Annotated in this window: 16 protein-coding genes; 8 read left to right on the plus strand and 8 right to left on the minus strand. The window is 73.9% G+C overall.

Annotation, left to right across the window (positions count from 1 at the left end):
- Positions 1-2 precede the first annotated feature (2 nt).
- The 6 genes from ACZ6O5_RS02335 (at position 3) to ACZ6O5_RS02360 (ending at position 7,984) form a co-directional block, all read left to right on the plus strand.
- On the plus strand, positions 3-2,126 hold the full coding sequence (locus ACZ6O5_RS02335; protein ID WP_465974102.1) for a DEAD/DEAH box helicase: 2,124 nt from the start codon (positions 3-5) through the stop codon (positions 2,124-2,126).
- A gap of 356 nt (positions 2,127-2,482) precedes the next feature.
- A complete protein-coding gene (locus ACZ6O5_RS02340) occupies positions 2,483-3,121 on the plus strand; it encodes a hypothetical protein (protein WP_465974103.1) in 639 nt (212 codons plus the stop codon).
- 197 nt (positions 3,122-3,318) lie between these two features.
- Entirely contained in the window at positions 3,319-3,846 is a 528-nt protein-coding gene (locus ACZ6O5_RS02345) for a hypothetical protein (RefSeq protein WP_465974104.1), read from the plus strand.
- 140 nt (positions 3,847-3,986) lie between these two features.
- Positions 3,987-6,896, plus strand: coding sequence for a M36 family metallopeptidase (locus ACZ6O5_RS02350; RefSeq protein ID WP_465974105.1), 2,910 nt, complete (start codon positions 3,987-3,989; stop codon positions 6,894-6,896).
- Positions 6,897-7,073: 177 nt separating this feature from the next.
- The gene (locus ACZ6O5_RS02355; protein ID WP_465974106.1) at positions 7,074-7,514 is read left to right on the plus strand and encodes a ribonuclease domain-containing protein; all 441 of its coding nucleotides are present in this window, start codon (positions 7,074-7,076) and stop codon (positions 7,512-7,514) included.
- Positions 7,515-7,570: 56 nt separating this feature from the next.
- Positions 7,571-7,984, plus strand: coding sequence for a barstar family protein (locus ACZ6O5_RS02360; RefSeq protein ID WP_465974107.1), 414 nt, complete (start codon positions 7,571-7,573; stop codon positions 7,982-7,984).
- A 119-nt stretch (positions 7,985-8,103) separates the two neighbouring features.
- Here ACZ6O5_RS02360 and ACZ6O5_RS02365 read toward each other — a convergent pair whose 3' ends face one another.
- The 8 genes from ACZ6O5_RS02365 to ACZ6O5_RS02400 form a co-directional block, all read right to left on the minus strand.
- Positions 8,104-8,823, minus strand: coding sequence for an HD domain-containing protein (locus tag ACZ6O5_RS02365; RefSeq protein WP_465974108.1), 720 nt, complete (start codon positions 8,821-8,823; stop codon positions 8,104-8,106).
- A gap of 59 nt (positions 8,824-8,882) precedes the next feature.
- A complete protein-coding gene (locus ACZ6O5_RS02370; RefSeq protein ID WP_465974109.1) occupies positions 8,883-9,293 on the minus strand; it encodes an ATP-binding protein in 411 nt (136 codons plus the stop codon).
- A 232-nt stretch (positions 9,294-9,525) separates the two neighbouring features.
- On the minus strand, positions 9,526-10,905 hold the full coding sequence (locus tag ACZ6O5_RS02375; protein WP_465974110.1) for a pectate lyase family protein: 1,380 nt from the start codon (positions 10,903-10,905) through the stop codon (positions 9,526-9,528).
- The gene (locus tag ACZ6O5_RS02380; RefSeq protein ID WP_465974111.1) at positions 10,898-12,103 is read right to left on the minus strand and encodes a Gfo/Idh/MocA family protein; all 1,206 of its coding nucleotides are present in this window, start codon (positions 12,101-12,103) and stop codon (positions 10,898-10,900) included. The genes ACZ6O5_RS02375 and ACZ6O5_RS02380 overlap by 8 nt, the downstream gene beginning before the upstream one ends.
- A gap of 100 nt (positions 12,104-12,203) precedes the next feature.
- Positions 12,204-13,694 (minus strand): mannitol dehydrogenase family protein, encoded by a 1,491-nt coding sequence (locus ACZ6O5_RS02385; RefSeq protein WP_465974112.1) that lies wholly within the window; start codon positions 13,692-13,694, stop codon positions 12,204-12,206.
- Positions 13,685-14,986 carry an enolase C-terminal domain-like protein gene (locus tag ACZ6O5_RS02390; protein WP_465974113.1) on the minus strand — a complete coding sequence of 434 codons (1,302 nt, stop codon included), beginning with the start codon at positions 14,984-14,986 and terminating at the stop codon, positions 13,685-13,687. Before ACZ6O5_RS02390 ends, ACZ6O5_RS02385 begins: the two co-directional genes overlap by 10 nt.
- Positions 14,983-16,413, minus strand: a complete 1,431-nt coding sequence (gene uxaC / locus ACZ6O5_RS02395; protein ID WP_465974114.1) for a glucuronate isomerase — start codon at positions 16,411-16,413, stop codon at positions 14,983-14,985. The genes ACZ6O5_RS02390 and uxaC overlap by 4 nt, the downstream gene beginning before the upstream one ends.
- Positions 16,414-16,427: 14 nt before the next feature.
- On the minus strand, positions 16,428-17,756 hold the full coding sequence (locus ACZ6O5_RS02400) for a Gfo/Idh/MocA family protein (protein ID WP_465974115.1): 1,329 nt from the start codon (positions 17,754-17,756) through the stop codon (positions 16,428-16,430).
- A gap of 238 nt (positions 17,757-17,994) precedes the next feature.
- Here ACZ6O5_RS02400 and ACZ6O5_RS02405 point away from each other — a divergent pair, with 238 nt between their 5' ends.
- Together ACZ6O5_RS02405 and ACZ6O5_RS02410 are read left to right on the plus strand one after the other, a co-directional pair.
- Entirely contained in the window at positions 17,995-19,035 is a 1,041-nt protein-coding gene (locus ACZ6O5_RS02405; protein WP_465974116.1) for a LacI family DNA-binding transcriptional regulator, read from the plus strand.
- 97 nt (positions 19,036-19,132) lie between these two features.
- Positions 19,133-20,476 carry an ABC transporter substrate-binding protein gene (locus tag ACZ6O5_RS02410; RefSeq protein WP_465974117.1) on the plus strand — a complete coding sequence of 448 codons (1,344 nt, stop codon included), beginning with the start codon at positions 19,133-19,135 and terminating at the stop codon, positions 20,474-20,476.
- Positions 20,477-20,496 lie beyond the last annotated feature (20 nt).

Consider the following 20,496-nt stretch of genomic DNA (forward strand, 5'->3'; position numbering starts at 1 on the left):
GAATGTCGACGGACGCCGAGCTGCTGCACCCGGTGGTCCTGCACCACGTGGTGAACTCGCTGCAGTGGCCGGCCCTCCGACCCATGCAGGAGGCAGCCGTGCGACCGCTTCTCGACGGCGAGGATGCGCTGCTTCTCGCACCCACCGCCGGCGGCAAGACGGAGGCGGCCATGTTCCCGCTGCTGTCCCGGATGGCGCGGGAGGAATGGTCCGGCACGTCGGTGCTCTACGTCTGCCCGCTCAAGGCCCTGCTCAACAATCTGCTGCCTCGCATCGAGACCTACACCGGCTGGTTGGGGCGTCGGGCCGCGCTCTGGCACGGTGACGTGACCGCGGGAAGACGACGCAGGATCCTCCGGGAGCGGCCCGACGTCCTGCTGACCACTCCGGAGTCACTGGAGTCGATGCTGGTCAGCGTTACTGTCGATCACGACGAGTTCTTCCGAGGGCTTCGGGCGGTCGTGGTGGACGAGGTGCACGCGTTCGCCGGCGACGACCGGGGCTGGCACCTGCTGGCCCTGCTGGAACGGCTCAGCCGCGTTGCCGGTCGACCCGTGCAGCGCGTTGGCCTCTCCGCCACGGTCGGCAATCCCGAGACCCTGCTGACCTGGTTGCAGGGGGCCGGCCGGGACCGCCAGCCCGGTCGCGTCGTCGCGCCCGACGTGCGGCCGGCCTCCGCCGGGCTCACCGGCCAGCCACCGGGCGACGTGGAGGTGGACTATGTGGGCTCGGTGCACAACGCGGCCAAGGTGATGGCCGCGTTGCACCGGGGAGAGAAGCGTTTGGTGTTCTGTGAGTCCCGTGCGTTGGTCGAGGAGTTCGGGCAGCGGCTCCGCGCGCTCGGGGTGAGGACCTTCCTGTCGCACGCCTCGTTGTCGGCGGAGGAGCGGCGTCGCGCCGAGGAGGCGTTCGCCCAGGAACGCGACTGCGTCATCGTCGCCACCAGCACACTCGAACTCGGCATCGACGTCGGTGACCTCGACCGGGTCGTCCAGATCGACGCGCCACGCAGCGTCGCCGCCTTCCTGCAACGGCTCGGCCGGACCGGTCGCCGGCCGGGAACCAACCGGAACTGCCTGTTCCTGGCGCTCGACGGCGACGGGCTGCTTCAGGCGACCGGGCTGCTCCACCTCTGGGGCCAGGGGTGGGTCGAGGAGGTCGTCCCGCCGCCCGAGCCTCGACACATCGTCGCCCAGCAGGTGCTCGCGCTCGCGTTGCAGGAGCACCGGATCGGCGACCGGCTCTGGCGGCACGGATGGAACGACCTGCCCCCGTTCGACGGGAACGCCGAGGTCATCGTGCGGCACCTCGTCGACCAGGGATACCTCGACTCCGACTCCGGGATGCTCTTCGTCGGTCCGGAGGCGGAACGGCGTTTCGGTCGGCGGCACTTCATGGACATGCTGGCGGTGTTCACGGCGCCGCCCCAGTTCACGGTGATGTCGGGACGCTCCGAGATCGGCCGCACGGATCCGGCGCTGCTGACCGCGAGGGTGCAGGGACCACGACTGTTGCTGCTCGCCGGACGCAGTTGGCGGGTCACCCACATCGACTGGAAACGTCATCGATGCTTCGTGGAGCCGGCGGAGAGCGGGGGCAAGGCGCTGTGGATGACCGGCGGAACCCCGACGGGGCGATCGTTCCCGATGCTGCGCGCCATGCGGGATGTCCTGCTCGGCGTCGACCCGCCGGTCGCCATGACCGGGCGGGCCGCGAGCCGGCTGGCCGGTCTGCGCGAGGAACACTCGTCGCTGGTCCATCCGGGCGGCACGCTGGTGGTGCAAGATCGTGACGGCGAGGCGCGATGGTGGACCTGGGCGGGCTACCGGGCCAACGCCACCCTGATCTCCACACTCAGTGAGCTGACGGATCCGACCCAGCGCCCCAACGACGCGTCGATCCGGCTGCGGGCCGGCCTGAGCCGGGACGAACTCCGTTCCGGGCTCGCCGCGACCGCCGGACGGGTGTGCCTGCCGGTCGTCGACGACGCCGCCGTCAACGGTCTGAAGTTCAGTGCCGCACTACCGCCCCGCCTTGCCGTGGCGACCCTGGCCACCCGGCTCGCCGACGTCCCGGCCGCGGAGGCGATCCTCAGCGAGCCGGTGCGCGTGACACACCTGGGCTGACTCGGCCTGACACATCGAGGTACTACCGCTACCGGGTGTTCAAGGCGCCGACGGCCCTGTCATTCTTGGTCGGCGGTTGCGAGGGACATTGCCGTTCGGCAATGACAGGAGGGTGCGTATAGCATCCCGTGCCTCGACGGGGACCGTCGCTGAGCGTCAACCAGGGCCGCAACCGGACATCAACGCCAGAGTGAAGCGGAATTTGCGGGACGCCGACATGGTAGCGCGGTGCCGCGCTCTGGACGGCCGGTCACCTGCCCTGGGTCGGGGATCCGCAGGGCTTCCGCCACGCGGTGACCGCCTTCCTGGCGCGCGATAGCGTGTGACCGCGTGGACGGACGGGTGAGGTGGAGTCGATGAGCGTGCTGGGAAACCTCGGGACGCAACTACCGGCTCTGCTCGGCGTCCTGATCGGGACGGTGGGCACGATGTTCGCCACCGGCCTGAACGAGCGGACCCGGTGGCGCCGGAGCCAGACCGTCCGGTGGGACGAGCGGCGTCTCGACGCGTACGTGGAGTTGACGAAGGCGGTCAAGGAGATCCACGCGGTGGCGACCCAGATGCTCGGCGAGCACCGTCCCGGGGCGCGGCGGCCGGCGCTCGCCCACCACGAGGGAGTGGCGCGACTGGCCGAGGCCGACGTCCGGCACACGTTGGCGTGGGAGTCGGTGCTGCTGCTCGGTGACGAGGCGACGGTCCGGGCCGCCGCCGAGTGGCGGCACGCGGTCCGCGACATCGAATCGGCCGCCCGTGATCTGCCTCGCCCGCCGACGGACGTGACCGGGATGATCCACCGTGCCGATGTGGGGCGTGACCGGTTCTACCGGGCCGCCCGGAACAGCCTCGGTGTTCGCGGGGGCTCGGTGGAGCAGGTGCGGCACCTGCTCCCGAAGCCTGGTCGGCCGGAGCCGGCGGCCTTGGCGCCCCGCAGCCCGCGGGGCCGAGACCCGGGCCAGCCGGCAGACTCCAACGATCAACCCCGTCCGTCTGCCTGACGGTCCCAAGCGCTCGGACACGGTCGTCAGGGCCGCCTGATCGGGCCGGCCGAGTCGCCGTCAAGGTCGGTCGACTCGGCCGATCAGGCGCGGTGACGGGCGTCCGCACCGTTGATTGCGGCTCGGCAACCGATCCCGCCGACCGTCCCTCGTGGTCGGATCAAGGTCCGCTCCGCCGTCGAGGGAAGGAAACACCCATGAGCCGGAACAGTCCCGCGCTCGGCTTCCTGCTGTGTCTGCTGATCGGGGGTGCTCCGCTCCTGCTCGGCGTCATGGCGGCCCGTCGCGGCAAGCGGAGACTGCGCACCGCCCCCACGGGTGGGGACGCCACGCCGCTCGTGACGTTCGAGGGGTTCACCGCCGGCCTCGGCGCCCGCGCCGACGCCAGCCGGATCCACGCGGTGATGCGGGTCTTCGCCGACCACCTCGTCGTGACGCGCAGCCTGATGGCCGGCGGACGGCTGGTGACCGACCGGCTCGCCGCCGGCGACATCCTGTCGGCGCGCGAGGACGAGTTCCACATGACGGGTCTCGCGGGAGCCGTCGCCGACCGCAACGTCCGGCATCCGGTGAGCCGCCTCCTGGGGGCGTCCAACATGCTCCCGGGTGTCCTGTTGCGCACCCGCCGGGGTGACCTCGTGTTCGTGGTCGAGCGGAAGGACCAGATTCGCCGTCGGGAGGTGTACCTGGCGGTCTGCGCCCTGATCGGCCAGCAGCCGCGCTGACGGGCGTCCCGGGGCATCGACGCACTGTCATTAATGGATGTTCGGCGGGTGTCGGCCGATCGATCATCCTGGTCGGATGGCGGAACGGACATCGCCGTTCGACGATGACAGGAGGGACCGTGCGCACACCATCCCGTGCGTTGACGGGGACCACCGCGCTGCTCATGGCAGCCGGCATGGTCCTGACCGCCGGAGCCGGCGGTCAGGCCGCACCCCGGGGCCAGGCCCGCACCCAGGCCGTACCCGACCACCTGCCGGGGGACCGGCACGACACCCGGGCCAAGGACAACCGCAAGGGCCGCGTCGCCGCCAGCGCGCGGCAGCGGGACCGGGTCGCCGCGCTGGGCGCGCGGGTCCGCTGGACCGACTTCGGTACGCCGGCCACGCTCACCTCGACCGGGAAGCCGCTCGCCACCGGGCTGCCCGCCGATCCGGCCGCCGCCGCGCGCGCCTACGTGACGGCGAACTCCGACGTGCTCGGGCTGACCACCGAGGGCGCCGCCGCGCTGGAGCAGTTGACCGTGGCGCCGATGGGGCCGGGCGCGACAGTGCTGTTCCGGCAGCGCTTCGGGGGCCTGCCGGCCGCCGTCGACGGCATGCTGGCGATCGGCGTACGCGACGGGGCGGTCTGGCACGTCAGCTCGTCACTGGCCCGGGACGCCGGCACGCCGGCGCCGGCCACGATCGACGCCGCGCAGGCCCGCACGGTAGCCGTCGCGGACGCCGGCCGGGCCGACGCGCGGGTCCTGCGTACCTCGTTGGTCGCGGTGCCCACCGCGGACCGGGGGCCGCGCGCGGCCTGGGAGGTGGTGCTGGGCGCGGACACCACCGGCGCGGACCCGGCCGCCTACTCGACCTACGTGGACGCCCGCGACGGCGGCGTGCTGGTCCGTGCGGACCTGATCGACCACGCGGAGGACAACCCGTCCTGGGAGGTGTTCCCGAACTCGCCGCGGGTCGACAGGTCCTCGGCCGACACCCGGCTGCGTTGGTGCGCCGCGCCGGCGGCCGGCTGCCGCGAGGTGGTCGGCGTGCCGGGGCACCCGGCGTGGGACGTGGACCCGGCCACCGGGGCGTCCACCGCCACCACGAAGGGCAACAACGCGGTCGCGGTGCAGAACTGGTTCAGCAACGACCCGTTCAGCGTCGGCACCGAGACCGCCACGCCGCGACCGGACCGCGTCTACGCGTACCCGTGGACGAACCAGTGGCAGGAGCGGCGCTGCGACCCGGAGGTGTTCACCTCGCCGCAGGCAGGCGACATCGACGCGGCCCGCGCGAACCTGTTCGGGATGCACAACCGGATGCACGACTGGACCTACCACCTGGGCTTCACCGAGGAGACCTGGAACCTGCAACAGGACAACCTCGGCCGGGGCGGGCTCGGCGGCGACGCCGAGCAGGGCAACGCGCAGGCCGGCGGCGTCAGCGGCGGCCCGCCGACGTTCCCGGCCCGCAACAACGCCAACCAGATCACCCCGCCGGACGGCGTCGCGCCGACCACCAACATGTACCTGTGGCAGCCGGTCGCCGGCTCGTTCTACGCGCCCTGCGTGGACGGCGACTTCGACATGTCGGTGATCGCCCACGAGTACGGCCACGCGGTCACCAACCGCATGATCGCCGGCCCGAGCGCGGGCGTCAGCTCGCCGCAGGGCATGAGCGAGAGCTGGTCGGACCAGCTCGCCATGGAATACCTGTTCGAGCACGGGTACGCCGCGCCCGGCCGGCGTGGCTTCACCATCGGTGAGTACACCACCCAGGACCCGAACGCGGGCATCCGCAACTACAACATGAGCGCCAGTCCGCTCAACTACTCGTCGGTCGACTACGACGTGACCGGCCTCCAGGTGCACGCGTCCGGCGAGGTGTGGAGCGCCACCAACACCGACATCCGGGCGGCCATGATGCGCCGCTGGGGCGCCGGCACGCCGGCCGTGCAGAAGGCGTGCGCGACCGGGGCCCGCGACGTGACGGCCTGCCCGGGCAACCGGCGCTGGATCCAGCTCGTCGTCGACTCGTTCCTGCTGATGGCGGTCAGCCAGGTCAGCATGGTCGACGCCCGGGACGCGATGCTCGCCGCCGACCGGATCCGCTTCGGCGGGGCCAACCAGGACCTGCTCTGGAACGCGTTCGCCGCGCGGGGCCTCGGCGAGACCGCGGCCAGCGTCGGCAACGCCGACCCCGATCCGACGCCGGGCTTCACCTCCCCGTACGCGGAGGAGGGCTCGCTGCGGCTGCTGCCGCTCGGCGACCGCGGACCGGTGGCCGGCGCGCAGCTGTTCGTCGGGCGCTACCAGGCGCGGGCGGTGCCGGTCGCGGACACCGACGCGGCCACCCCGCGCACCGACCGGGTGGACCTGGTGCCCGGCACGTACGAGTTCGTGGTCCGGGCGCCCGGGTACGGGCACACCCGGATCGGCCCGGTGACGGTGCGGGCCGGCCAGGACCGGGCGCTGCCGGTGGTGCTGCGGCCCAACCTGGCCTCGACGACGGCGGGCGCGACGGTCGCCGGTGACGGCGTCAACCTGGCGTCGGTCGCGGACGACGACGAGGCCACCAACTGGGCGTCGCTCGGCGCGCCGGTGGCCGGGCGGCAGGTCACCGTCGACCTGGCCGGCGGCCTCCAGCAGGTACGCCGGGTGCAGGTCAGCGCGATGCTGCGCCCGCCGGTGACCGGGGACCCGGACGCCGGCACCCAGAGCCGGTACTCCGCGGTGCGGCAGTTCCGGGTCCTGGCGTGCACCGCCGACGGCACGGTGAGCTGCGCCGACGCGGCCGACTTCCGGCCGGTGTTCACGAGCCGGCCGGACGCGTTCCCGGCGGTGGCGCCGCGGCCCCGGGCGCCGGAGCTGATCCTGCGCTCGTTCGACATCCCCCGCACCCGGGCCACCCACCTGCGCGTCGAGGTGCTGACCAACCAGTGCACCGGCGCGCCGGACTACGCCGGTGAGCAGGACGCCGACCCGCGGGCGGCGACCGACTGCGCGACGGCCAGCCCGCAGGCGCAGAACGTGCGGATCGCCGAGTTCCAGGCGTTCGCGCGCTGAGCACCCGGCGGGTGCGGGCGGCTCGGTCCGTCCGCACCCGCCACCGCCTGTTCACCCGGGATTCGGGGCCCGGTCGCCGGGTGAGGGCTGTACGCCGGGCAGGATCCTGGGCAGACTGAGCGCCGACCAGCCAACGATGTTGGTCGATGTTCTGTCGGCTCGCTCAAGGAGGATCCCTTGACCCCGTTCCGCGCCGTAGTCACCCGCGTGCGCCGCGCCCTGGCCGCGTCCGCCCTGGTCACCGCCGTGGCCGCCGCCGCGCTCGTGGCCCCCGCCACGGTCTCCACCCGCCTCGCCGCGCCCGCCGAGGCCGCCGTCTACAGCTCCTGCACGCTGTCGCGCTGCGCGGACGCCCGGACCGCCCGCTCCGGCTGGTCGGCGAAGAGCTTCCCGACCAGCCGGGGTTGGTACTCGTGGAGCGGCGGCCAGTGCAACTTCGCCGGTGGCCAGTTCTACAACCGCGAGGGCCAACTGCCCACCAACGCCACCTACTACGAGTACGACGTCTACCCGCGCGCCTGCAACGCCGCCCGCGACGCGTACCGGATCGTGGTGAACAGGAGCACCGGGACGACCTGGTTCTCGCCCGACCACTACGCCAACTTCTACCGGCTCTGAGTTCCGTCGGCGCCGGCCTCCCCGGCCGGCGCCGACGGTCGGAAAGGACAGATCCCATGGGCGCAGCGTCCCCGCAGCCGCCGGCCTGGCTCACGCTCGACGCCGACTCGGCGCCCGAGCCGGCCGGCGTGCCGGTCCCCGGCCCGGCCACCCGCACCCGGGCGGCCCTGCACGAGACGCTGGCCGGGGCGCTGCCGCTGCCCGACTGGTACGGCCGTAACTGGGACGCGCTCGCCGACGTCCTCAACGACCGGATCGAGGAGGGGCCGCTCACCCTCGTCGTGCGGGACGCGGCGGACCTGCTCGCCGACGAGCCGCCGGCGCAGCTCGGCACGCTGCTCGACGTGCTCGGCGCGGCAGCCGCCGGCGGACACGCCACCCTGCGGGTGGTGCTGCGCGAGCACCCGGAGCGGCTGCCCGCGCTGCGCGCCAGGGTCGCCGCCGCCCTGGGCACCCCCGACCCCGCCTGACCACCCGCGGCCCCTCCGCGCCCCACCCTCCCTGGCCGCTGTTTCACGGAAAGCGTGGCTGATCCGCCTGGAACAGCCACGCTTTCCGTGAAAGAGGCTGTTTGGGGTGGAGGGGTGGGTCAGGGGTGGGGGTCGAGGATGGCGCTGAAGCGCTCCTCGGCGAGGTCGAGCTGGGCGAGGATGTGTCGCTTGACCGGTGCCGACAGGGGCGTGTCCGGGCGGGCGACCAGCTCGCGGAAGACCGGCACCAGCGGGCGGTACTTGGTGGCCGCGCGGGCCACCTTCGGGCCCACCGTGTGGATCACGCCGACGCCGTTGTCGGTGAAGTCGGACACCTTGATCACCCGCGCCCAGGGCTCCCGGTCCAGACTGCTCGCCACGTGCTCCCGGTACTGCGCGTCCCGGTCCCGGTCCGGGTCGTACTCCGGGTTGGTGACCGCCGCGACCAGCCGCGCCACCCGCGGGCCGAACCGCGCGGCGAGCGTGGCCAGCACCGCCGTCGTCACGTCCCCGTCGACGGTTGGTCCGGCCAGCTCGACCGGATGGTCCTCCACCGCGTCGTGCAGCAGCCCCGCGACGATCACGTCCACGTCCCGCACCTGGTAGTGGTGCATCAGCCGGATCGCCACCCGCAACAGGTGGTTCAGGTACGGCTCCCGGACCCGCCGGTCGTCGCGGTGCAGCTCGGCGGCGAGGTCCAGCGCCTCGGTCAACCGGTCGCGGGCCGCGTCGTCGAACGCGGCGACCTCCAGCCGGAAACGGGCCAGCAGGCCGGGTTCACCGTGGATCTCGGTGATCGCGTGCATCGGCATGGTGGCGAGGTACGCGGGGAACTCCATACGTCCCTTATAGCTGATCTTCGCTCGCCGGGGACAGCCGACAGGCACGCCGGTTGGCGTCAGCCGGCCGGGGTGAGCCGCTTGACCAGGCGTACGCAGGTGCCCTCCGGCGTGCCGATGATGGTCGCCTCGTCCATCACCCGCGCCATGATCAGCCGCCCCCGGCCGCGGTCGCTCTCGTCGCCGCCGTCGGCCGGCCGCCAGGCGCCGTGGTCGCGTACCTCGATCTCCAGCTGGTCGTCGCGCAGTTCGACCCGGAGCGTGGTGATCCCGTCGGGGGCGAAGCGGTAGCCGTGCTCGATCGCGTTGGCGCAGGCCTCCCCGGTGGCGATCAGCACCGTCTCGACGTCCCACTCGCCGATGCCGTGCGCGTGCAGCCAGCCGCGCAGCCGCTCCCGGGTGGGCGCGAGCCGGCCGGGGTCGGCCGGCAGGTCGATGGTGAGGACCCGGCCGGATGTCCCACCCGTCACGTCCGGCCTCCGTCCCGTGCCCGTCTCCGGGCCTGGGCATCCACTCGCGCTGTCACCGCCCGGTTCTCACCCTCTTGTCCCCGGTGACCGCCGATTCATGCCACCGACGGCGGGTCCGTCAAAGGTGATCATCGCGCATCGGGGCCGGCGTGTCAGCAGACACCCCGACGGACGCCGCCGGGCCGGCGTCCGTCGGGTGCGGACGCCGGCCCGGAGCGCGGGTGGGTCAGCGTCAGAGCGGAAGCCGGCCGGCTCCCGCCCAGGCGCCGACGACCAGCGGCACCAGCGGCGTCGGCAGCGGCGGCGCGGCGCGCAGCGTGGGCGTCCAGCCGGCGTCGCCGCCGAGGTCCGGGTCGTGCGCGGCGTTGTACGCGGCCAGCAGGTCCACCGGCCGGGCCGGGCCGTCGCCCTGCCGCACCCAGCTCCCGCGCTCGGTGAGCGCGGTGCCGCCCCAGTCGCGGATGAGGTCCGCCGGGTCGACGTCGTCGGCGAGCGTGAAGAAGTTGTGCTCCGCGACGATGGCGGACCGGACGCCGACGCCGAGCGCGTACTCGAAGCCGGGGCCGCCGAGCCGGTAGTGGTTCTCGTACACGTCCACCTGGCCGAACCGCACCCGGGGCAGCCGCTGGAGGTCCCCGTCGAACAGGTTGTGGTGCACGCTGACCTTCAGCCGGTCGACGTCCGGGCCGACCGTGTTGGAGGAGCCGATCAGCATCAGCTTGTCCCGCCCGACGAACCGGTTCCAGGACGCGGTGACCAGGCTGGCGGTGTGGGTGACGTCGAGCGAGCCGTCGTGCACCTGGTAGGGCCGGCCGAAGTAGCTCGGCTGCGCGCGGTCCGGGTTGTCGCCGTCGGTGAACGTGTTGTGGTCCACCCAGACATGCTCGCTGCGCCGCACCGAGATCTGGTCGTACTGCGAGTTCCAGTTGCCGGCGTCGCCGTCGGTGGGGGACCAGGCCGGGAAGCAGTCCCGGGCGTCGGCCAGTTCCAGGTTGCGCACGATCACGTTGGCGACCCGGTCGATCATCAGGGTCAGCCCGGTGAGCCGGGCGCCGCGCAGCCCGACGATAGTGGTGTTGGAACCGACGTTGATCTGCGTCTGCCGGGTCTGGGCGGCCACCGACCGGACCCGGGCCGCCTCCAGCGGGCCGCTCGGGTCCACCCGGCCCCAGACCGCCGGATCGTACGCGGCCAGGTAGGCCGGCAGCGCGTACTCCGGGTCGGCCAGGTCGGCGCAGCCCAGCGGCGTGCCGTCGGGCCCTTCGAAGCCGTCGATCGGGCCGGCCACGTACACGATCTTGGGGGTGGCGTCGGCCGCGTTCGTGGCGTTGTCGCCGCCGAGCGCGGCGACCAGCTCGGCGCGGGTCCGCACCACGCGTACCCGGTCCGCGGTGGCGGCCCCGCCGCCGGTGGTGCCGACGCCCTCGGCGGCCCAGCCGTCGTTCGCCGGCAGCGCCTGGCGGCCGAGCAGCTTCGCCGCCGGTTCCGGGCGGCCGAGCAGGCCCGCCGCACGCGACGGCGACCCGCCGGCCGGCGCGGCCGACGCCGGGATCGCGGTGGTGGCCGCGAGCGCGGCGGCGAGGATCGCGGCGGTGATCGTTCGTCTACGCATGATGTGTTCCGTCCTGTCTGTCGGGGATGTCGACGCCGAGGTCCACCAGGTACGGCCGGGCCGCCCACGGCACGCCCGCCTCGGACGGCAGCGCGCCGGTCTCCGCCGCGTCCCGCAGCACCGCGTTGACGCCCCGGAGCACCCGGACCCGCTCCGGTCCGTCGCCCACGGTGCGCACCAGGTCGCCGTCGAGCAGCGTCGGCTCGGGCGCGTCCCGCAACGCGTCCAGCACCTCGGTGAACGGCCCGGTACGCGCCAACGGCGCGATCAGCGGCACGCCGGCGGCGCGGTGGTCCAGCAGGTTCGCCAGCAGCCCGACCCGGCCCGGCACGGCGCGCGGGCGGGCGTCGTCGGGCAGGCGCAGCCGGTCGGTCGGGTACTCCAGCACCGCCCGTCCCCGCTCGCCGGTGACCAGCACGTCGCCGGCCACGTGCTCCTCGGCGGCCAGCGTGAGCGCGGCCAGCACCGGTGGCCCGACGTCCGGGATCAGCCGCAGCACCGTGGTGTCGTCCACCTCGATCGGGCGGACCCGGTAGCGCTCCACCTCGATCCGGGCCGGTCGCACCGGCTCGCCGGCCACCGCCTCGGCCACCGCCAGGCACTGCATCAGCGCGTGCGCGAGGGGGTTGGCCAGTGCGCCGTCCAGCGCCGGCCGGCCGTCCACCGACCGCCGGCCGGCCCACGGGGAACGGGCGTAGTAGGCGTCGGGACGCTGCCAGGCCGCGACGGTGGCGATGCCGGTGACCGGGCCGAGCCGCCCGGCGGCCAGCGCGCCGGTCAGCTCGGCCAGCGCCGCCGAGCCGAGCGCCTGGAAGTTGACCTGCACCGCCCGTCCGGCGGCGGTGGCGGCGTCGACAAGCGCCCGGTGTTCGGCCAGGTCGAGCACGGGTGGCTTCTCCAGCAGCAGGTCCGCGCCGGCGGCGAGCACGTCGCGCGCGATCGGCAGGTGGGTGTGCGGCGGCGTGCACACCACCACCACGTCCGGGTGGGACGCGGCCAGCATCGCCCGGTGGTCGGTGAAGATCCCGGTGCCGGGCGGTGTCGGCGCGTCCGGCTCCTCCTCCGGGGGCCGCACGTCGACAAGCGCGACCAGCCGCAGCCGGCCGGCGCCGTGCAGCGCGGCGATCACCCGCCGGTGCCAGCGGCCGTGCCCGTTCGCCCCGACCAGCGCCACCCGCGGCGGCGGGTCGCCGCTCACCGGTCCACCCCCGGCCCGGCGTCGCTATCGGGCCGCGCGTCGCTGTCGTCGCCGGGTCGCGGGTCGTCGCTGTCGCCGGGTCGTGCCGGCGTGCCGCCGGTCACCGGGCGCCGGCCAGGGTGGCCCGGACGCCGTGCCGGTCCAGCGCGGTCAGCCAGCCGGCCACGGCCGTCCGGAACTCCTCGTCGGCGGCCAACTCGGCGGGGAAGACCTCGCGGACCGCGAACACCGCGTCGACCACGCCGGCCGGGGTGTGCCGGCTGCCGGCCAGCGCCGCGCGCAGCCGGTCGGCGAGCGGGTCGTCGAGCGGCAGCGGCCGGCCGTCGTCGGCGTGCCCGTGCAGGAACCGCAGCCAGGCGGCCACCACCAGCGCGCTCCACCGCGCGGACCGGCCGGCCGCGCGCAGGTCGACGGCCGTGTGCAGCACCCGCTGCGGCAGCTTCTGCGAGCCGTCCGAGGCGACCTGCGCGGTGCGGTAGCGGATCGCCGGGTTGGCGAAGCGGGCGAGCACCCGCTCCCCGTAGTCCGGCACCGAGACGCCGGGCGGCGGGGTGAAGCTCGGCGCGATCTCCTCGGCGACCAGCCGGCGCAGCACCGCGTCCAGGTGCGGCAGCGCCAGCGCGTCGAGCACCGTCTCCGCGCCCGCGAGGGCCCCGAGGTACGCGGTGGCGGAGTGCACGCCGTTGAGCGCGCGCAGCTTCAGCCGTTCCCACGGGCCGGCGTCGTCGGTGAGGACCGCGCCGGCCCGCTCCCAGGCGGGTCGGCCGCCCGGGAAGTCGTCCTCGATCACCCACTGCGACCACGGTTCGGCCGCGACCGCCGCCAGGTCGGTCACGCCGAGCGCGCGCCGCGCGGTCTCCCGGGTCTCGTCGGTGCTGGCCGGCACGATCCGGTCGACCATGGTGCCGGGGCAGGTGACCTGCGCCGCCACCCGGTCCAGCGTCGCGTCGGGCACCCGGGCCAGCGCCAGGCACTGGTCGACCAGGCTGCGCAGCCGGCGCCCGTTGGCCGGCAGGTTGTCGCAGCTCACCAGCGCCAGCGGCCCGGCGTCGGCGGCGGCGCGGGCGAGCAGCCCGCGGACCAGCAGCCCGGGCACGGTGCGCGGCGGCCGGTCGGTGGTCAGGTCGGCGGTCAGCTCCGCGTCGGCGGCCAGCGCGCCGGTCACCGGGTCGAGCTGGTACGCCTTCTCGGTGACGGTCAGCGTGACCACCCGGATCGCCGGGTCGGCGAGCAGGCGCACCACCGCGTCCGGGTCACTGGCGGCGTGCCGCACCCCGGCCAGCGCGCCGACGACCCGGGTCGACGCGCCGTCGGCGGCGAGCGTGGTGACGCTGAACAGCGCGTCCTGCGCGGCCAGCGCCTCGACCACGTCGGTGCTGCGCGGCGCGACGCCGACGATGCCCCAGTCGCCGCCGGCCGCGCCGACCGCCGCCTCGGTGTGCACGGCCTGGTGGGCGCGGTGGAACGCGCCGAGCCCCAGGTGGACGATGCCGGCCGGCACGGTGCCGGGGCGCACCAGCGGCCGGCTCTCCTCGGGCAGCCGGCGCAGGGTGGCCAGGCCGAGCCGGTCGGTGTCGACGGTCAGCGCCATGCCGGTCCCTCCGGGAAGCGGAACTCCGCGATCGACTCCGGCCGCATGGCGGCGCTGTAGCCGGGCGCGGTGGGCAGCAGGTAGCGTCCGCCGCGGGTGCGGACCGGGTCGACGAAGTGCTCGTGCAGGTGGTCCACGTACTCGACCATCCGGCCGTCCAGGCCGGTGCTCACCCGCAGGTGGTCGAAGACCGCGAGGTGCTGCACGTACTCACACAGCCCGACGCCGCCGGCGTGCGGGCAGACCGGCACCCCGAACTTCGCGGCCAGCAGCAGCTCGGCGAGCACCTCGTCGACGCCGCCGACCCGGCACGCGTCGACCTGCATCACGCCGATCGCCTCGGCCTGGAGCAACTGCTTGAAGATGACCCGGTTGGCCGCGACCTCGCCGGTGGCGACCCGGCACCGGCCGCCGGACAGCTCGGTCACCGCGCGGGCGATCCGGGCGTGCCCGAGCACGTCGTCGGCGTGGGTGGGCTCCTCGATCCAGTACGGGTCGACCTCGACCAGCACGCCCATCGCGGCGATCGCCTCGTCCACGTCCCAGACCTGGTTGGCGTCCATCATCAGCAGCGCGTCCGGGCCGATCTCGGCCCGGATGATCCGCCCCCGGCGCAGGTCGTCGTCGAGCCGCCCGCCGACCTTCATCTTCATCGCCCGCCACCCCGCCGCGTACGCGTCGCGGGTCAGCGCGCGCACCTGCTCGTCCGGGTAGCCGAGCCAGCCCACCGACGTGGTGTACGACGGGAAGCCGTCGCGTTCCAGCCCGGCCAGCCGCTCGCCGAGCCCGTCGCGGCCCTTGTCCAGGATGGCCGCCGCCTCGTCCGGGGTGAGCGCGTCGGTGATGTGGTGGAAGTCGACGGTGGCCACCAGCTCGTCGGTGGGCAGCTCGGCGAGGAACCGCCACATCGGCTTGCCGGCCAGCTTGGCGCGCAGGTCCCAGACCGCGTTGACCAGCGCGCCGGTGGCCATGTGGATCACTCCCTTCTCCGGCCCGAGCCAGCGCAGTTGCACGTCGGCGGTGAGCGACCGCCAGAACGCCACCGGCTCGGCGGCGATCTCGGCGACCGTGCGCCCCCGTACGTGGTGGGCGAGCGCGCGGACCGCCGCGCAGGTGATCTCGTTGCCCCGGCCGTTGGTGAACGTGAACCCGGTGCCGGTCGGCCCGCCGTCGGTGGTCAGTTCCACGTAGGTGGCCGAGTAGTCGCCCCGGTTGATCGCGTCCGAGCCGTCGCCGCTGGCGGCGGTGGGGAAGCGCACGTCGTGCACCTCGACGTCGACGATCCTGGTCATGAGCGTCCTCCGGAGAACTTGAAGACCTGCTTGGGCAGCCGGTACGCCAGGTCGACGATGGTCTCGGCGGCCTCGTCGGCGTCGAGGCGGTGCTCGGCGACCAGGCGGGCCAGGAAACCGGCGTCGACCCGGCGGGCCACGTCGTGGCGGACCGGGATGGAGCAGAACGCGCGGGTGTCGTCGACGAACCCGGCGGTGTTGTAGAAGCCGGCGGTCTCGGTGACCGCCTCCCGGAACCGGCGCAGCACCTCGGGCGAGTCGAGGAACCACCAGGGCGCGCCGAGCCGCAGCGCGGCGTAGCCGCCCGCGAGCGGCGCCAGTTCCCGGGTGAAGGTGTCCTCGTCGAGCGTGTAGAGCACCACGGTCAGCCGCGGGTCGTTGCCGTGCGCGTCCAGCAGCGGGGCGAGCCCGTGCACGTAGTCGGTGGCCTGCGGCACGTCGCCGCCGACGTCGCGGCCGTGCCGGGCGTGCAGCCAGCGGTTGTGGTTGCGCACCGCGCCCGGGTGCAGCTGCATCACCAGGCCGTCGTCGAGCGACATCCGGGCGAACTCCAGCAGCATGTGCGCCCGGAACGCCTCCGCGTCGCCCGGGTCGGCGAGGCCGCGCCGGCCCTTGTCGTACAGCGCCGCCGCCTGCGCCGGGTCGAGATCGAGGGTACGGGCGGTCGGGTGCCCGTGGTCGGTGGAGGTCGCGCCGGCCGCGACGAACGCCGCCCGGCGCTGCCGCAGCGCGGCCAGGTAACCGGCGTACGTGCCGGTGTCCTCGCCGGAGACGTCGGCGAGCCGGTCCACGTTGGCCGCCCAGCCGTCGAACTCCATGTCCACCACGTCGTCCGGGCGGAACGTGGTGACCACCCGCCCGCCCGGCCCGCCCCAGCCGTCGGCGGCGAGCTTGGCGTGCCGGCCCAGGTCGTCCAGGGGCGACTCGGTGGTGGCGAGCACCTCGATGCCGAAGCGGGTGAACAGCTCCCGGGGCCGGAACGCCGGCTCGGCGAGGCGGGCGGCGAGCGCGTCGTAGACCGGGTCGGCGGTGGCCGGGGAGAGCGGCGTGTCCACGTCGAACACGTTCCGGAACGTCTGCTCCAGCCACAGCCGCGACGGCGTGCCCCGGAACAGGTGCCAGTGCGCGGCGAAGCGCCGCCAGATGGTCCGCCCGTCGGTCTCGACCGGGCTGCCGTCGACGCTCGGCACGCCCAGGTCGGCCGGCGGCACCCCCTGACTGAGCAGCATCCGGGTCAGGTAGTGGTCGGGCACGATCAGCAGCCGGGCCGGGTCGGGGAACGGGCGGTCCTCGGCCAGCAGCGCCGGGTCGACGTGCCCGTGCGGGGAGATGATCGGCTGCGTGGCCGCCAGGGCGTACAGCTCGCGGGCCAACGCGCGTTGGCCGGGCTCGGCGGGCAGCAGCAGATCGCTGGGGGAGATCGGCACGGCGGGCTCCTCGGTCAGGGCAGGGTGAGCAGGTCGGCGACCCGGACGGGCGCGCCGGTCTCCAGCGAACGGTTGGCGGCCAGGCCGGTGAGCAGCGCGAGCGCGCCGTCGTACGCGGTGGCGGCACGGCCGAGCGGGTCGGGTTCGCCGCCGAGCAGCACCCGGGTCATCCGGGCGTCCGCGCCGCCGTGCCCGCGCCGGGTCCAGCCCTCCACTCCGATCTCCACCGGCGGCGCCCAGAACGGGCGCAGCGTGAGCCGGGCCGCGCCGCGTTCCACCGCGGCCTCGTCGCCGTGCAGCGCGGCCCCCTTGAGCGCGGACGCGCCGCCGGGGCTGACGTGGTCGCTCTCGGTGACCTCCAGTTCGAGGCGGCCCCGGCTGCCGTTCACCATCACCCGGTAGCCCTCCCAGGGCGCGTACGCGGTGAGGTGGTAGGTCATGGTCGCGCCGGTGGAGTAGCGGGCCAGCACCGCGAGGTCGTCCTCGATGGTCACGCCGGGGGCGAACACGTTGCGGTCCCGGTGGTAGCCGTCCTCGGCCTCGGCGTCGAGGTACAACTCGCGCAGCCGGGGGTGCTCGGCCAGTCGCAGCGCGAACGGGTCGTCGGCGGCGGCGGGGGCGCCGTGCGCCCGGTCGTAGTCGCGGGCGTAGCCGTGCCGGCGGCCGGTCTCGCCGTAGAAGAACAGCCGGCCGGCCGCGTACACCTCGACCGGTCGGGCGTCCAGCCACCAGTTGACCAGGTCGAAGTGGTGGCTGGCCTTGTGCACGAGCAGGCCGCCGGAGGTGGCCTTGTCCCGGTGCCAGCGGCGGAAGTAGTCGGCGCCGTGCCGCACGTCCAGCAGCCACTCGAAGTGCACCGAGCCGATCTCGCCCACCGCGCCGTCGGCGAGCAGCCGGCGGAGCTGCTCGTGCAACGGGTTGTAGCGGTAGTTGAACGCGACGGTGACCTGCCGGCCGGTCTCCGCGACCGCGTCCAGGACGCGCCGGCAGCGGGGCGCGTCGACGGTCATCGGCTTCTCGGTGACCACGTCGCAGCCGGCCCGCAGCGCGGCGGTCACGTACTCGTCGTGGGTGACGTCGACGCTTGTCACCAGCACCACGTCGACCCGCTCCCTCGCCAGCATGGTGGCGAAGTCGGCGGCGGCGTAGGTGGGCACCGGCGGGTGGCCGAGGTCGGCGAGCCAGCGGTTGTGCGCGTCCATCCGGGCCTGGTTCACGTCGGCCAGGGCGACCAGCTCGGCGGTGTCGGCGTGGTCGAGCGCGAGCGCGCGGACGAACATCTCGGCGCGCGCCCCGGCGCCGACCAGGGCGTGGCGGACCCGTTTCCGGGCCGGTGGTGACATGACGTCGGCCTCCCGCAGTTCTGCAAAGGTTTGCAGCCGAAGAAACCACGTCGGGCGAGAGGTCGTCAACGGTCGATGAACATCCCGCCCTATGAATCCGCATTGGTGCGTTTTTGTGCAGCCAACGGGAGCGGTACCGCAATCGAGCCGTAACAATGGACCGTTGACACCGGCGCAACCGTTTGCATTAATTGGCGGCACCCCGTGACCCCCACCACATCGGACGAGGGAGCCCACCGTGCCAGCCACCATCCGGGACGTCGCCCGGGCCTCCGGCGTGCACATCTCCACCGTCTCCCGCACGTTCTCGGCCCCGCACCTGGTCAACCCGGAGACCCGGGTCCGCGTGCTGGCCTGTGCGGAGGACCTCGGCTACCGGCCCAACCGGGCCGCCCGGGCCCTGATCACCGGCCGGACGCACAACATCGGCCTGATCGTGGCCGACATCGCCAACCCGTTCTTCCCGCCGCTGATCAAGGCGGCGGAGGGGCAGGCCCGGCACCGCGACTACCACGTGTTCGTGGCCGACACCAACGAGGACGTGGCCGCCGAGGAGGACCTGGTCCACGCGCTCGCCAAGCAGGTCGACGGCGTGCTGCTGTGCAGCCCCCGGATGAGCAACAGCCTGATCGAGCAGGTCAGCCGCGAGGTTCCGGTGGTGGTGATAAACCGCCAGGTCACCGGCCTGCCCTGCGTGATGATGGACGTCGGGCAGGGCGCCCGCTCCGCGATCGAGCACCTGCTCGGCCTCGGTCACCGGCGCATCGCGTTGCTCGGCGGCCCGCGCGGCTCCTGGACCGCCCGGGAGATGCGCCGGGCCGCCTCGGCGGCGGCCCGGGGCGGCGGCGCCGAGCTGACCCTGCTCGGGCCCAACCAACCCACCGAGACCGGCGGCGGCGGGCTCGCCGACCAGGTACGCCGCAGCGGCGTCACCGCCGTGCTCGCCTACAACGACCTGATGGCGATCGGCCTGATCGAAGGGCTGGACGCGCTGGGGCTGCGGGTGCCGCAGGACGTCAGCGTGGTCGGCGTCGACGACATCGCGCTGAGCCGGCTCACCCGCCCCAAGTTGACGACGGTGGCCACGCCGACCGCGGCCGCCGGCCGGACGGCCGTCGACATGCTGCTGCAACTCGACTCCGACGCGCCGCGTGGCGTGCGGGGCCGGGGCGCGTCGGCCGGCGACCGTCGCACCACCGCACAGGTAATGCTCCAGACCGTACTGGTCGTCCGCGACTCGACCGGGCCCGTTCCCGGTCGGGACGGCACCGGGGCCTGAGCAGGTGGCCCGGGCCCGCATAGCGGTGCGGACCCGGGCGACCCGTGGACGGCCGCCGGTGACGTCGTCGCCTCCCACAGCCGAGGAGTGAGCGCAGATGCACGCCGCAACGCCCCCCACCGCCGGCGCACCCGCCGGGCGGGATCACCGTACCCCCCTGTCCCGACGTCGATTCGTCCGCGGCCTGGCCGTCGTCGCGTTGGCCGCGCCGCTCGCGCTGGGCGCGGCCGGCTGCGGCGACGACGACGCCGCCGGCGACGGCGGCCCGGTCAAGCTCTCCGTCTTCTGGTGGGGCGGCGAGGCCCGGGCCAAACTCACCGAGGACGCCCTGGCCCTCTACACCAAGAAGCACCCCGACGTGACGTTCGAGAAGACCTGGCAGGCCAACCAGGGCTACTTCGACAAGCTCGCCACGCTGACCGCCGGCGGCAACCCGCCCGACCTGTTCCAGATCGACGACAACTACCTGGCCGAGTACGCCGGCCGCAGCACCACGCTCGACCTGGGCAGCTACCGCGACTCCGGCAAGCTCGACGTGTCGAAGTTCCCGAAGAGCCTGCTGGAGTACGGCGTCGTCGACGGCAAGCTCGCCGGGGTGGCCGCCGGGGAGAACACCCAGGGCCTGGTCTACAACAGGACGCTGCTGACGAAGAACGGGCTGCCGGAGCCGACCACCGGGATGAGCTGGGAGGAGCACATCGCCTGGGCGGAGCAGGTGGCGAAGAAGACGAAGGTGCCCGGCACCCAGGACCCGAGCGCCGACTACAAGGCGCTCTGGGTCTGGCTGCGCCAGCAGGGCAAGGACCTGTACCGGGGCAAGGAACTCGGCTTCACGGTCGAGGACGTGACGAAGTGGTTCGAGCTGTGGAAGGGCGCCCGGGACCGGGGCGCCACCCCGACCGCGGACGTCATCCACGAGGGCAACGCCACCGACATCACCAAGCAGCTCGTGGTCACCGGCAAGGCGGCCACCTCCTGGGTCTGGGCCAACCAGATGCCGGACCTGAAGAAGAACACCAAGGACGAGCTGGGCGTGGTCGCCTACCCCGGTGACCCGAGCGCCCAGTGGGCCCGCGCCTCCATGTACTGGTCGGTGTTCAAGGGCAGCAAGCACCGCGACGTCGCGGTCGACGTGATCAACTTCCTGAACAACGACCCGGAGGCGGTCGCGCTGCTCGGCACCGACCGCGGCCTGCCCTCCAACATGGACCTGCGGGCCAAGGTCAGTGAGACCGCCACCGACCCGGCCATGAAGCAGTCCATCCAGGTCGAGTCCGAGCTGGCGCAGAAGTTCGGGCCGTCCCCGCAGGTCCCGATCAAGGGACACAGCAAGGTCAAGTCGGAGCTGACCAAGGCCGCCGAGAACGCCCAGTACGGCCGCGCCACCCCGGCCCAGGCGGCGGAGCAGTTCGTCACCGCCTGCAAAGCCGCGATCGCCTGACCCCTCGACGGAAAGGAACC

The organism is Micromonospora sp. NPDC049201 (genome assembly GCF_055586805.1).

What these genes read in the sequence shown, in the direction of transcription:
- ACZ6O5_RS02400 (WP_465974115.1), bottom strand. Translation starts at nt 17,756, where the DNA reads ATGTCACCACCGGCCCGGAAACGGGTCCGCCACGCCCTGGTCGGCGCC.
- ACZ6O5_RS02335 (WP_465974102.1), top strand. Translation starts at nt 3, where the DNA reads ATGTCGACGGACGCCGAGCTGCTGCACCCGGTGGTCCTGCACCACGTG.
- ACZ6O5_RS02390 (WP_465974113.1), bottom strand. Translation starts at nt 14,986, where the DNA reads ATGACCAGGATCGTCGACGTCGAGGTGCACGACGTGCGCTTCCCCACC.
- ACZ6O5_RS02340 (WP_465974103.1), top strand. Translation starts at nt 2,483, where the DNA reads ATGAGCGTGCTGGGAAACCTCGGGACGCAACTACCGGCTCTGCTCGGC.
- ACZ6O5_RS02360 (WP_465974107.1), top strand. Translation starts at nt 7,571, where the DNA reads ATGGGCGCAGCGTCCCCGCAGCCGCCGGCCTGGCTCACGCTCGACGCC.
- ACZ6O5_RS02385 (WP_465974112.1), bottom strand. Translation starts at nt 13,694, where the DNA reads ATGGCGCTGACCGTCGACACCGACCGGCTCGGCCTGGCCACCCTGCGC.
- ACZ6O5_RS02345 (WP_465974104.1), top strand. Translation starts at nt 3,319, where the DNA reads ATGAGCCGGAACAGTCCCGCGCTCGGCTTCCTGCTGTGTCTGCTGATC.
- ACZ6O5_RS02365 (WP_465974108.1), bottom strand. Translation starts at nt 8,823, where the DNA reads ATGGAGTTCCCCGCGTACCTCGCCACCATGCCGATGCACGCGATCACC.
- ACZ6O5_RS02410 (WP_465974117.1), top strand. Translation starts at nt 19,133, where the DNA reads ATGCACGCCGCAACGCCCCCCACCGCCGGCGCACCCGCCGGGCGGGAT.
- ACZ6O5_RS02375 (WP_465974110.1), bottom strand. Translation starts at nt 10,905, where the DNA reads ATGCGTAGACGAACGATCACCGCCGCGATCCTCGCCGCCGCGCTCGCG.